Source organism: Oscillospiraceae bacterium, assembly GCA_015067255.1.
GTDB lineage: Bacteria > Bacillota > Clostridia > Oscillospirales > SIG519 > SIG519.
The window spans coordinates 1-12,278 of sequence record SVMS01000043.1; the positions used below are offsets into that span (position 1 = coordinate 1).

Below are 12,278 nucleotides of genomic sequence, written 5' to 3' on the forward strand. Positions count from 1 at the left end.
AAGCAGAAAAAACAGCAGAGAAGAGAAGCGGCATCTCACAGGGATTTATTAAAGAAAACAGAAACACAGATAAAACAGACAGAGCAACAGCTTTCAGAGCTTGAAGAACAGCTTAAAGACCCTGAGGTTTCTGCTGATTATGTCAGATTAAATGAGATATGCACTAAAACAGACCAGCTGAGAGCTTTGTTAGATGAGCTTTATGAGCAGTGGTTAGAAATACAGTAAATAAAAAACAGTACCGTTTTTGAAAAACAGTACTGTTTTTTTTATCGTTTAATTATATGCAGTTTGATTGTAAATACCCTCGGTATTAAAGAAAACCATATTTTTATAGCCTGTTTCTTTTAAAGCTGAAATTTGCTGCTGGATTTGTTCGTGTGTATATGAAGCAGTATTACTGTTATAATCTCTCAGCCAAGGTCTTAAAATAATTTTTGAATTTTGCTGTGAAACTTTATCGGATGTTGCTTTACCAAAGGCTTTTAAAGCATCCGCTATATTTTTCTCAGCGTTTATAACAATTTCTTGAGAAACTACAGAATAATCAGAAAGCTGACTCAGATAATCTGTTCTGAAATTAGGGCAAAGATAATCTATTTTCAGCTGTGAATAATCAAAGCTTTGTCCTGAAATTTCATTTCCTATATCAGCATATGCGGCATTTACAGGAACGTTTAAAGAAATTTTCAAGGAAGCATTATGGACAATGTCACAGGAAGCATTTATAAAATCAGTCAATGCTTGATTTTTAGAAGGAAGTGTTGAAGCATCTCCGTAATAGAGAAGGGGAGCAAGAAATTGAGAGTCGGGGAATTTAACCTCGTCAAGCAATATCTCGTCAAAGCCTAAGGAACAAGCCTCTTTAATTATATCGTATAAATATTGGCAGGCAACAGAATTATAAGCATTTAGCCAGCTATACATATCCCAACGGCGTGAGCCGTCAGAGGCTTTTACAGACATTTCTCTGCCTACGTCTGTCCTTGGCATAAGATTATCCTTAAAGCAAACGACTCTGCCTATGACGTGCACTCCTGCTTCGTTAAACTTTTTGCAAAGAGTCTGCATATCAACGGTAGCTTGATTTTGCATTCCGCTGTTAATTACAGCTTGAATAGAGCTTTGATATCTTAAAACTCCGTCTTCGGCTTTAAGGTCAATTACCACACAGTTGATTTTACTGCTTTTAATAAAGGATAAAGCAGAGCTTTGAGCTTCCGAGGTTGCTATTGCATTATATGGAAGATATATACCTAAAAGCTCTTTGTCAACTACAGCAGTATCGGAATTCTGAGAATTTTTATCTGAAACAAGGGAAGAAGTATCTGTAGAGGGTAAAGACGGCCTTTTTGAAAAAAGAGAGGCAACTCCTTTTGCGGTGAAAAAGCCTAAAGCTACAATGCAGGCGGCAATAAGTACAATAATTATAGACATAAGTGAACCGGTTCTTTTTCTGAAACGGCGGATACGCCGGCTTTGACGTCTTGTATATGGCCTTTTATAACCCATATAAAGCTAACCTCCTTTAGTTGTTTTTTAAAATCAACTTACTTTTTAACAATAACCTTTTTGGGACATTTTTCCTCGCAAATACCGCAACCGGTACATTTTTCAGGATTGATTTTTGCTAAATTGTCAGAAACCTCAATAGCATCGGAAGGACAGTTCTTTGCACAAATACCGCAACCGATACAGCCTATCTCGCATACTTGGCGAACATCTGCGCCTTTGTCTTTAGAAGAACAAGCAACCCGCGTTGCACTGTCAAAGGGAACAAGCTTGATTAAGTGTTTGGGACAAGCATCAACACATATACCGCAGCCAATACATTTATTGCAATCAACAACTGCAAGATTGTCTTTTAATTCAATGGCATTGACAGGACACTTTTTAACACAAGAGCCCAAACCAACACAGCCATACTGACATTCCATAATTCCGCCGCCGAGCTTTGAAACGGAAGCACAATCGTCAGCACCTAAGTATTCATATTTTGTTGAAGCAACGGAATTGTTGCCGCTACACATAACAACGGCTCTTTTTTTCTCAACGTTTTCAGCTTCAACACCCATAATTTCTGCAACTGCTTTAGCAACCTTAACGCCGCCGACAGGACAAAGATTTGTTTTTGCACCGTCATTTACTATTGCCTTTGCATAGGCAGCACAGCCTGTATAGCCACAGCCGCCGCAGTTTACACCGGGAAGAGCCTCTTGCACAAGAGGCAGCCTTTTATCCTGCTTAACAGAGAAAAAATTAGCGGCAACAGCAAGTAAAGCTCCAAAAACAGCACCCATTGTACCAAGTACAAGAATTGCTTTTAATATTGATAAGAAAATAGCCATAATAAGACCTATTGCCTTTCCGACTCATAATAGTACTAAAACGTGAGTCTAATATTGATTAAAAAGGAAGCTCAAGACCGGAAAATCCGGTAAATGAAAGAGCAAGAAGCGCAGCGCTTATAAGAGCAATAGGAAATTCCTTAAAAGGCTTTGGAATATCGCAATATTCCAAACGCTCACGTATTCCTGCGAAAATAACAATTGCAAGTGTAAAGCCTAATCCTGCTGTAAAGCCGTAAACTACAGCTTCTAAAAGATTATAGCTGTTGTCAATGTTGAGAATTGTAGCACCTAAAACTGCACAGTTTGTTGTAATAAGAGGAAGATAAATTCCCAATGCATTGTAAAGTGCAGGGATTTTCTTTTGTAAAAACATTTCAATAAACTGAACTAATGATGCAATAATTAAAATAAACGCTATTGTCTGAAGATAAACAAGGTTTAAAGGGACTAAAATAAAATGATGGACAAGCCACGTGAAAAACGAGGCTATGGAGATAACAAAGGTTACGGCAAAGCCCATACCTACTGCCGTGTTTAATTTTTTGGAAACACCCAAGAAAGGACAGATGCCCATAAATTTAACAAATATAAAATTTTCAATAAGGATTGCTGAAAGTGAAATAGCAATAAGCTTAGCTATCATTTTATCTTCTCCTTACTTTTTTTATTTGTTTTTGCCTTACGTCCTGTAAGCCATTGAACAGCCGCAATAACAAAACCTAAGGTTAAAAATCCACCTACGGGCATTGTAAGAGTGAGCATAGGAGGATAGCTTGAACCTAAAACGGAAAAATCGAAAAGAGTTCCGTTTCCCAAAAGCTCTCTGAAAAAAGAAACAACGGCAAGAGCAAGAGTAAATCCAAGACCCATTCCCAAACCGTCTATTACAGAGGGAAGAGGCTTGTTTTTAGAAGCAAAGGCTTCGGCACGTCCTAAAATTATACAGTTTACAACGATAAGAGGGATAAATACACCCAAAGACTCAGAAAGAGCAGGCAAATAAGCAGTTAAAACCATATCAACACAGGTAACAAAGCCTGCAATTATTACTATATATGCGGCAATTCTGATTTTTTGAGGTATGAATTTTCTTAAAAGAGATATGAAAAAATTAGAAGCAATTAAAACAAAAGTAGCGGCAAGTCCCATTCCGAAAGCATTCTTAAGAGAAGTTGAAACGGCAAGAGAAGGACACATTCCCAAAAGCTGAATAAAAACAGGGTTTTTATAAATCAATCCGTCAGTAAAGACGTTTAAAAGGGAGCTTTTTTGTTTATTCATTTGCAATCAACTCCTTTACTGATGCTGTGGCAATTTCAATAGAGTCTTTAACAGCTTTAGATGTTATTGTAGCACCTGAAACAGCGTTGACATTATAGGGAGATGTAAGGGAAATAAATTTGTCTAAATAGCTCTTTTCAAGAGCCTTTGAACCAATATTCTGAGTTTCGTTGCTGGAAATTACCTCTACACCCGCAACAGACAAATTGCGGTTGATCCCTATTAACAGCTTAAGCTCTCCGCCGTAGCCGTTTGTAACTACGTTTAAGCAATAGCCGAGCTCTTCTGCTTTATAAACGGATACAATTCCGTTGGCTTGGTTTTGGGGAGTGACTTCTATTTCTTCAAAATCGGCTCCTTCATATATAATTTCCAATGAATTTTTGATAATGTTTCTTTCCGAATTTTTGATTACAGGTGCTGTAAAATAATTGACTACTGAGAGCATAACTGCAACTACAAAAGTAATAATAAACAGCGAAAAGGAAAGATGTAAAATTGAAGTCTTATGCACTGACAGCACCTCCTCCGGTACCGTATCTGCGAGGTCTTACATATTTATCTATCAAAGGAGTAACACAGTTCATAATAAGAATTGCAAAGCTTACCCCCTCGGGATAGCCGCCGTAATAACGAATAATAACCGTTATAATACCACATCCGATAGCGTAAAGCACTTGACCTTTACGGGTCATAGGAGAGGTGGTGTAGTCCGTTGCCATAAATATAGCGCCGAGGATAAGACCGCCCGACAAAAGATTTACTCCCATATTATAAAGAGGCATATTCTGACCGGGAAGAATAAAGGTTAAAACAGCAACGGTGGATAAAAAGGTGAAGGGGATATGCCAGGAAATAACTTTTTTAACAAGCAGATAAAGACCGCCTAAGATAAGCACTATGGCTGAGGTTTCACCCAGACAGCCACCTGTTTCTCCGAAAAACATCTGAAGCATACTTGCAGAAGCACTTGTTCCGTCACGCAGGCTGATTTGAGAAAGAGGTGTTGCAGTGGTAACAACGTCAATATCACTTATAAAAAGACCTACTTTTTCAAAAGGCTTTAACCATCTTGTCATAATGTCGGGATAAGCAAACAAGAAAGCTCTTGCCGCAAGTACGGGGTTTACAATGTTTTTACCTATTCCGCCAAAAAGCTCTTTTACAATAACAATAGCAAAAAATGAGCCTATTGCAATTACCCAATAGGGTGCGGTTACAGGCAAGTTAAAAGCAAGCAAAATGCCGGTAACAACAGCAGAGAGGTTTCCGATTGTCATAGGCTTTTTGAGTAAGAATCTGTATAAAAACTCAAAAAGAACACAAAAGCCAACCGAAACAACAGTCATCAATAAAGAGCGAAGCCCAAAATAAATAATGGACATCACAAGCGCCGGCATAAGAGCAATTATAACGTCAAGCATAATAGTTCTTGTGTTGTCGCTGCTTTTTATGTGCGGAGAGGAGGTTAGCAAAAGCTTATTCAATTTTTCCTGCCTCCTTAGCTTTCATAATTTTTTCTAATTGATTTTTTTCGTTTATTTTTAATTTTGCAAGACGAATGTTCTGGGTAAGATAAAGACGGGCGGGGCATATAAAGGAACAGCTTCCGCATTCAATACAATCAAGAGCATTGTACTGTTCGCATTTATCCAACTCATCTTTTTGAACAAACATATTTATATAATTTGGCATAAGCCGTACGGGACACGCTGAAACACAGCGTCCGCAACGGATACAGGTTGGGTTTTTCACGTAATCGTCGTCATTTTTTGAAAAGGCAAGCACTGCAGAAAAGCCTTTGACTACGGGAATATCCATAGAATGCTGAGCGAGACCCATCATAGGACCGCCCACAACTATTTTTTTAGGCTCTTCTTTAAAGCCGCCGCAATACTCAAAAAGCTCAGATACGGGAGTGCCTATGCGTACAAGTAAATTTTTAGGGGAATTTATACAGGTTCCCGAAACTGTTACAACACGCTGAATAACAGGCAAATTATTGTTGGCAGCACGGAAAAGTGCGGCACAGGTATCAACGTTAAATACAGCACAGCCTACATCAACAGGAAGCTTTCCGGGAGGAGTTTCAATTCTTGTAATAGCTTTTATAAGCTGCTTTTCTCCGCCCTGAGGGAATTTGCTTTTAAGCTCAACAACCTGAATATTTGTACCTGTAAGAACAGCTCTCATAGTTGCTATTGCGTCCTCTTTATTATCTTCAATAGCAACAAATATATTCTTGGGTTTTATACATTGAGCAATAAGCTTTATGCCTCCCGCAATAGGACGGGGATATTCAATCATAGCTCTGTGGTCGCAGGTTATGTAAGGTTCGCACTCGGCACCGTTAATTATAAGAGTATCAATTCCCTTATCAAGAGCGCTTTGAAGCTTTACGTAAGTAGGGAAGGTGGCACCGCCCATACCTACTATACCGGCATTCTTTGCAACTTTTATAATTTCCTGAGGAGTAAGCTCTTCATGACTTTTGTTTTCAACGGTAATAATTTCATCGGTTTTTGTGTCAAGATGGTCGTTTTGTATAACTATTGAAGCAACCTTTGAGCCGTTTGTGCAGTTTCTTGGCTCGATAGCTATAACCTCGCCTGAAACAGACGAATGAATAGGTGCAGCAACAAAAGCGTCGCTGTCGGCTATTTTTTGGCCTACCTTAACTTTATCACCTATATTGACCAACGGAGTACATACTTTACCTATGTGCTGAGAAAGAGGGAACACCAGAATATCTGCTACGGGTGGTGTCTCGATAGGACTGGCGCTTGTCAGCTCTTTGTTGTAAGGGGGATGAACTCCTCCTTTAAAGGTTCGGGACATATAAATTCCTCCTGTGATATCACGTAAAGCTATAGGCTTTGCGTGGCGGTAAAAACCGCAAAAAAATGATGTTTTTTAAAAACAAAAATAAAAAATCACTGTATATTATACACCAATTTATAGATTTTTACAAGATATTATATTTATTTTTAAAAAAATAATGAAAAAGCAGGGCTGAAAAAATAAAAAAATCATTGCATATTATTGCACTTTTTAGTTTTTATTCTTCTTAGCGTAAGTGTTCATCGCCATTGAACTCTAAAAAATCCGCAGAAAAAAGAAAGGAAGAATAAAATGAAATCTGATAACCTACAGATACAAGAAGAGCTTTTAAAAAAGAATGTTGAGGAAATCGAACAACAAAATCAGAATGAGGAAGACTCTCAAAAGGACAACACCTTTTTGCTGAGATTTAATCACGAGGATTTGGAATTCGACGAGGATACCGTAAAGAAGCTTGCGCAAAAAGGTCTTAATTATGACAAGATTAAAGCACAGCTTGACAGGTATGAGGACTGTACTCAAGAGCTTGAAGAGTTTTTCAGAGAACACGCAGAGCTTACAGCAGACAAATTTCCTCAAGAGGTTTTCGATGCCTTTGTAAAGGGGACGCCCATTAAAAATGCATATGAAAGCTATGAAAAAAATGCTAAAATTTCCGAGCTTGAACAGCAGATTACAGAGCTTACCAACAAGCTGAATGCTGTCAGCGGAGCTCCGTCAGTATCAAGCTTTGGCACCACCCAAAGAGATGACATTTATACAGAGGAGCAGTTAAATTCTTTAACAGTTTCCGAAATTCGCAAAAACCTTGATAAAGCATTGAAATCAATGTCTATGATTTCCAAAAAAAATAAATAATAAGGAGAATAAAAAATGGCTTACACTAATTTTAAATCAAACGTATGGGCAAAGGCAATAGAAAGGGAAAGAGACCGCTATTGCGTAGGAGTAAATCTCTGTAACAGAGATTATGAAACAGATGCTGCTGATTTCGGTCAGAGCATAATAATTAACTGGACAAAGCGTCCCACAGTGAGAGATTATCAAATCGGCACAAATATTGCAGCCGCAGAAACTTTGGGAGATGCAAGCAAAACTCTCGACATCGACAATCTGAAATATGTCAATTTCCTTGTTGATGATGTTGACGAGCTTCAGTCAAACCCCGATATTATGCGCTCCTGTATGATGGAGGCTGCAGCAGCTATTGCTGAGGATGCAGACAATTTTGTATACGGACTCTATAGAGATGCCGGAACAACTATCACTCAGAGTGCACTTACAAGTCAGAACGTTGTAGAGTGCCTAAGCGAAGCGGCACAGAAGCTTTATGAAAATAACGTTCCTATGAATGAGGATATTTATCTTGAGGTTTCTCCCGCAGTTTATCAGAAGCTATGGCTTGCCAAGGTGCTTAAAACATATCCCAACGAAAAGGAAATGGGAAGCGGCTTTGTTGGAAAATTTAATAATTTCAACGTCTATATGACAAACGGAATTTCAGTTACTTCCAACGTACATCATTGTTACGCACGTACCAGAAAGGCTATCGCTTTTGTGGGACAGATGAAGAAAATGGAGGCATACCGCCCCGAAGGCTTATTTGCTGACGCAGTAAAAGGACTTCACGTTTACGGAGGTCTTGTAGTACGTCCCGAAGAGCTTGTATGTCTTGACCTGACTCCTGCCCCTGAAAGTGATTCACTTACAGTTTCAGATGAAGGAAACGCTGCATAATTAAAGTTTTTTGTCGGGTGCACTATTTTGTGCACCCGCAATGCTTACAAAAAGGAGAGAACATAAATGGCAGTAACTGTGAACGATGTTTTTAAATTGGCTATGGCTTTGTGCGAGGGGCTCAATGACGGTAACGAAATAACAGACGATGAATATACAAATTATTGTGCTCAGAAGGCTGTAAGTCTGTGCCATATATGTCAAAATGAAATTCTCAGCTTCAGACCTTTGATACAAGCAATAGAGATAGACTGCTCTGAAGAGCCGTTGGAAAACTCGGGAAATATAAAAATATATAGCTTGAATAAGCCTGTTGAGTATATATTGGAATACCATTCTGAAAATGGTTCTTTACCGTTTGATATATCCGTAAAGGGAAACAAAGTATATATTCCTGAAAGCTATAAAGGAAAAATAATTTTTGTTTGCTCGGTGCTTGCTTCTCCGCTTGTGTCAATGCAATCGGTTATAAATGCTGAGGAGACAATTGCTTTAGAGCTTATGCCTCTTTATCTTGCGGCAAACTTTTTATTGGAAGAAAATCCTTCACGCTCGGAATGGTATCTTTCGACCTACATAAACGCAAGAAATCGACTGAAAAAAGAACAAACCTCTATTGAAGAAATATCAGACGTCTATAAATAATGGCGAAAGGAGGTAAAAAATGACCTTTACAATCAACAAATTTTTAGGAATAAATCAGGCACATGATGAAAACTCTTTAAAAGTCGGCGAAAGTACAAAGATGAATAATTTTGTTATAAAAAACAAAAATCTGTGTATTCGTGACGGAATAAAAATTGTAAAAAGCTTTGGAGAAAATCTTGCAATACAAGGAGCTATCAAGGCAAAGGTTTATCCTCAGCCGCACGAAAGACTTTTCTTTGTTGCTTCGGGTACCTTGTATGAATATGACTATTCCAATGACAAGGTAAAAACAATAGGAGAGTTAGATAATTTTTACGAAAATCCCAAAATAATGATGTGTGCCTGGAGTGAAAAAATATATATCATAACAGGTACGGAATATTATTGCTATGACGGCAAAAAGCTTGAAATTACAGAAGGATATGTTCCGATGCTGCGCACGGGAGTAATGCCTGACGGAACAGGCGGAGTTTTTGTAGGAGAACGAAATCTCATAAGCAGATATGCAATAATGTCTTATATAGGGGACGGAGAGTCTGAGCTTTATACCTTACCTGTTGAAGCGCAGGAAATATCCTACGTGAAAATAAACGGTGTAGAAACAAGTGATTATACCCTTACAAACAATGGAGCAAAAGTAAAAATATCCAATGTACCCGGAACGGGCGATATTGTTGAAATTAAATTCAAGGGCTATACGGGACACGGAAGAATACTTATAGGAAACTGTGTTCACGGAATGACCTTCGGAGGCTCCAATGACTCGTGCTTATTTTTGTGGGGTGATTATGTATATCCCTACCGCAGATATCATTCGCAGGTGGGAGACCCTACCTATTTTCCCGAAAACAATTACAGCGATATAGGTTCAAAAAGCGGAAAAATATCAGATATTGTAAGTCAGTATGACAGACAGATAATTTTTACCGACAGAGAAATTTTTTACTCTGTAATTGACGACAGCGACGCTCTCAATATAAGCTTTCCCGTTTACAGCTTAAACTCAAGTGTGGGAAATAAAGCCGATGCTGAGGTACGAATAGTAAATAACAATCCTGTCTTTCTTTTCGGAGGTGTCAGAGAGCTTTGCAGCAGTAACGTAAGAGATGAGAAAAACGTGCGGGAAATAGGCGCACGGGTTGAAGAGCTATCAGATATAAATCTTGAAAATGCCATAACCTACGATTACGAGCAAAACCACGAATATTACATCTCTGTAGGTGATAAAACCTATGTTTATAATTATAAAGAGGACGTATGGTACACCTTGTCGGGATTTACTCCTGTTTTATATATAAATATAGAAGATAAGCTTCACTTTTTTGACAACAAGGGAAATCTTTGCAGATTTGAAAAAAATCAGAAATATGATATTTGCAGTGACGGACAGATAAAAAGCATTAAGGCAAGCTGGGAAATGCCCTTTTACGATTTTGATGAAAAGGCAGGAAAAAAATTCACAAATAAAGCGTGGGTGGAAATTGTACCTAAAAGCAGTACAAAATTTGATATAAGCTTTGAAAACAACAGAGGGGTAAAAATTTGCAAGAAAACTTTGTTGGTTTCCCAAATGGATTTTACCGATTTAAGCTTTGAGCTTTTTGATTTTTCGTTGCCAAGATATAATCCTATTTCTTTACCTATAAAATGCAAAGGATATCAGAAAATTAAAATAAAGCTTGAGTCGGACAGCGCCTTTACCACCGCTTGCTTTTCTTCTGTGGCAATAAACGTCAATACAGCTAAAAGAACAAAATAAAAGGAGAAATAAATATGTTTGAAAGAATGACAGATAACGTCAGCATAATTTCCGATTTGCCGGACAGACCCTCTCAAAGCGGAATGAGTGCTCAAGAAATTAAACAAAGCTTTGATAAGTCAGCAGAGCTTATTAAAAAATTTATAAATGAAAAAATTGTCGACGTTTTAAATAATATGAACAGCTCTGATATTTCAAGCCCTTCTACTCAGGAGCTTGATGAAGATACTATTTACGGACAAATAAACTCTCTTGCGCAGAATATGCTTCCTGTAGGTGCAGTTTTTCTTCAGGCAGGGGATAACGAAAATTCAAATACCTTGATATGCGACGGAAGTCCCGTAAGCAGAGCTGAATATGCAAAGCTTTTTGAAACTATAGGCACAGCTTACGGAAACGGCGATGGAGAAACAACCTTCAATTTACCCGATTTAACCGACGAATCACCTATGCCTGAAATGGAATACGTAATTAAATATTAAAAAGGAGAGTAAACTATGGCTTCAACAAATAAATATGACAGACTCAGAGTAAAGGCAAAGGAAACAGAGGAAAAACTGGACCTGAGCCAAGCTCTTGAAGAAAATGCCTATAACGAAAAAAGAGATAAGAAAAATCTCAAAGCTTCGTATGACAGCGATTTGGCTGCTCTTACAAGCAAGCTTGCAGCCGAAAGAGAAAATCAAAGTATGCAAAAGGCAAAAGCTCAGGCAGAGTATACAGCAAAAAAAAGAGCAGCGACGCTGAGAGGAATTTTAAAAGGCTTGGGAGCAAGCAGCGCTGCCGAAAAGGCTGAAAATACAGTAACTCTTGAAATGCAAAACAATGAGAATGATATAAATTCCGAAAGCATACAAAAGCAAACAAGCATACAAAACCAATTAAAAGAAGCAAAGGATAATTACATTTCTAAGCTGAGCGAAATTGAAAATGAAAAAAAGCAAAAGGATAAAGTAGCTGAAAATGAATACAGAAAAGCACTTTTAAGCTTTTATTATAAAATGGCGGCAGAACATGCAAGACCGTCTAAAAGCTCATAATATAAATACCGCCCGAAGAAATTTTCTTCAGGCGGTATTTACTGTAAGTCAAGGCAAAGATGTTATTTCGATAAAAGCTTATCGAATATTCCTGCACATTCAATAGTATCTTTTGCAGGAACAACATTTGATTCAAGCTTGCCATTCTTAATACAGCTTACAGCTTCTTCTATTTCGTAAACAAAGCCGTTGCCTTCAGGAAATTCCTGTTTGAAATGCTCGACAAGAGCTCTGTTGCTGTCAAACAGGAAGCATTCATTATTCAAATGGGGAATAGGAATTTCAATATATCCTTTATCTCCGTTTATTATCAGATACTCTTTTCCGTTAGAGGTGAATAGGCATTGTAAGCAAGCATCAACAGTTTCAAATTCAAGAATAAAGCTTGTATTTACATCAACACCTGTATTGCTGTCGTGTCTTAAATTTCCTTTGGCATTAACAATGCGCTCACCTACAAGAAAAGCTGAAAGCTCTATAGCATATACTCCAATATCATAAAGAGCACCGCCTGCAAGGGAAGGGTTCATTAGTCTTGACTCAGGGTATTGGTCGCACTTAAAGGCAATCACGCCCGATAAAGCCTGTATTTTACCTATTTTGCCATCCTTTATCCAGCTG

At 38.0% G+C, this 12,278-nt stretch carries 15 protein-coding genes; 7 read left to right on the forward strand and 8 right to left on the reverse strand.

Going from position 1 to position 12,278, the window contains the following annotated elements; genetic code table 11:
- A partial coding sequence (locus E7480_08160) for an ABC transporter ATP-binding protein (GenBank protein ID MBE6904563.1) occupies positions 1-228 on the forward strand: 228 nt, incomplete at its 5' end.
- Positions 229-276: 48 nt separating this feature from the next.
- Here E7480_08160 and E7480_08165 read toward each other — a convergent pair.
- The 7 genes from E7480_08165 to rsxC are packed head-to-tail and all read right to left on the reverse strand — an operon-like array spanning position 277 to position 6,470.
- A complete protein-coding gene (locus tag E7480_08165; GenBank protein ID MBE6904564.1) occupies positions 277-1,512 on the reverse strand; it encodes a hypothetical protein in 1,236 nt (411 codons plus the stop codon).
- 38 nt (positions 1,513-1,550) lie between these two features.
- Positions 1,551-2,348 (reverse strand): RnfABCDGE type electron transport complex subunit B, encoded by a 798-nt coding sequence (locus tag E7480_08170; protein ID MBE6904565.1) that lies wholly within the window; start codon positions 2,346-2,348, stop codon positions 1,551-1,553.
- 58 nt (positions 2,349-2,406) lie between these two features.
- Positions 2,407-2,994, reverse strand: coding sequence for an electron transport complex subunit RsxA (gene rsxA / locus E7480_08175; GenBank protein ID MBE6904566.1), 588 nt, complete (start codon positions 2,992-2,994; stop codon positions 2,407-2,409).
- On the reverse strand, positions 2,991-3,632 hold the full coding sequence (locus E7480_08180; GenBank protein ID MBE6904567.1) for an electron transport complex subunit E: 642 nt from the start codon (positions 3,630-3,632) through the stop codon (positions 2,991-2,993). The genes rsxA and E7480_08180 overlap by 4 nt, the downstream gene beginning before the upstream one ends.
- Positions 3,625-4,146, reverse strand: a complete 522-nt coding sequence (locus E7480_08185; protein ID MBE6904568.1) for an FMN-binding protein — start codon at positions 4,144-4,146, stop codon at positions 3,625-3,627. The genes E7480_08180 and E7480_08185 overlap by 8 nt, the downstream gene beginning before the upstream one ends.
- Positions 4,139-5,119, reverse strand: coding sequence for an RnfABCDGE type electron transport complex subunit D (locus tag E7480_08190; GenBank protein MBE6904569.1), 981 nt, complete (start codon positions 5,117-5,119; stop codon positions 4,139-4,141). Before E7480_08190 ends, E7480_08185 begins: the two co-directional genes overlap by 8 nt.
- Positions 5,112-6,470, reverse strand: coding sequence for an electron transport complex subunit RsxC (gene rsxC, locus E7480_08195; GenBank protein ID MBE6904570.1), 1,359 nt, complete (start codon positions 6,468-6,470; stop codon positions 5,112-5,114). Before rsxC ends, E7480_08190 begins: the two co-directional genes overlap by 8 nt.
- A gap of 294 nt (positions 6,471-6,764) precedes the next feature.
- Between rsxC and E7480_08200 the strand changes: the two genes are divergently transcribed.
- The 6 genes from E7480_08200 to E7480_08225 all read left to right on the forward strand — a co-directional run bounded on the left by E7480_08200 (position 6,765) and on the right by E7480_08225 (position 11,657).
- Entirely contained in the window at positions 6,765-7,331 is a 567-nt protein-coding gene (locus E7480_08200) for a hypothetical protein (GenBank protein ID MBE6904571.1), read from the forward strand.
- Between the two features lie 15 nt (positions 7,332-7,346).
- Positions 7,347-8,210: a hypothetical protein gene (locus E7480_08205; protein MBE6904572.1), complete on the forward strand. Its 864-nt coding sequence runs from the start codon at positions 7,347-7,349 to the stop codon at positions 8,208-8,210.
- Positions 8,211-8,276: 66 nt separating this feature from the next.
- Positions 8,277-8,855: a hypothetical protein gene (locus E7480_08210; GenBank protein MBE6904573.1), complete on the forward strand. Its 579-nt coding sequence runs from the start codon at positions 8,277-8,279 to the stop codon at positions 8,853-8,855.
- Between the two features lie 19 nt (positions 8,856-8,874).
- Positions 8,875-10,617 carry a hypothetical protein gene (locus E7480_08215; protein ID MBE6904574.1) on the forward strand — a complete coding sequence of 581 codons (1,743 nt, stop codon included), beginning with the start codon at positions 8,875-8,877 and terminating at the stop codon, positions 10,615-10,617.
- Between the two features lie 14 nt (positions 10,618-10,631).
- A complete protein-coding gene (locus E7480_08220) occupies positions 10,632-11,099 on the forward strand; it encodes a tail fiber protein (protein MBE6904575.1) in 468 nt (155 codons plus the stop codon).
- 15 nt (positions 11,100-11,114) lie between these two features.
- Complete coding sequence (locus E7480_08225) at positions 11,115-11,657, forward strand: hypothetical protein (protein MBE6904576.1); 543 nt, start codon at positions 11,115-11,117, stop codon at positions 11,655-11,657.
- A 62-nt stretch (positions 11,658-11,719) separates the two neighbouring features.
- On the opposite strand, the gene E7480_08230 is transcribed toward E7480_08225, so the two are convergent.
- The coding region (locus E7480_08230) for a gfo/Idh/MocA family oxidoreductase (GenBank protein ID MBE6904577.1) at positions 11,720-12,278 on the reverse strand (559 nt) is incomplete at its 5' end.

Coding starts and splice junctions, on each gene's coding strand:
- rsxA (MBE6904566.1), bottom strand. CDS start 2,994: ATGATAGCTAAGCTTATTGCTATTTCACTTTCAGCAATCCTTATTGAA.
- E7480_08215 (MBE6904574.1), top strand. CDS start 8,875: ATGACCTTTACAATCAACAAATTTTTAGGAATAAATCAGGCACATGAT.
- E7480_08210 (MBE6904573.1), top strand. CDS start 8,277: ATGGCAGTAACTGTGAACGATGTTTTTAAATTGGCTATGGCTTTGTGC.
- E7480_08200 (MBE6904571.1), top strand. CDS start 6,765: ATGAAATCTGATAACCTACAGATACAAGAAGAGCTTTTAAAAAAGAAT.
- E7480_08165 (MBE6904564.1), bottom strand. CDS start 1,512: ATGGGTTATAAAAGGCCATATACAAGACGTCAAAGCCGGCGTATCCGC.
- rsxC (MBE6904570.1), bottom strand. CDS start 6,470: ATGTCCCGAACCTTTAAAGGAGGAGTTCATCCCCCTTACAACAAAGAG.
- E7480_08205 (MBE6904572.1), top strand. CDS start 7,347: ATGGCTTACACTAATTTTAAATCAAACGTATGGGCAAAGGCAATAGAA.
- E7480_08180 (MBE6904567.1), bottom strand. CDS start 3,632: ATGAATAAACAAAAAAGCTCCCTTTTAAACGTCTTTACTGACGGATTG.
- E7480_08225 (MBE6904576.1), top strand. CDS start 11,115: ATGGCTTCAACAAATAAATATGACAGACTCAGAGTAAAGGCAAAGGAA.
- E7480_08170 (MBE6904565.1), bottom strand. CDS start 2,348: ATGGCTATTTTCTTATCAATATTAAAAGCAATTCTTGTACTTGGTACA.
- E7480_08220 (MBE6904575.1), top strand. CDS start 10,632: ATGTTTGAAAGAATGACAGATAACGTCAGCATAATTTCCGATTTGCCG.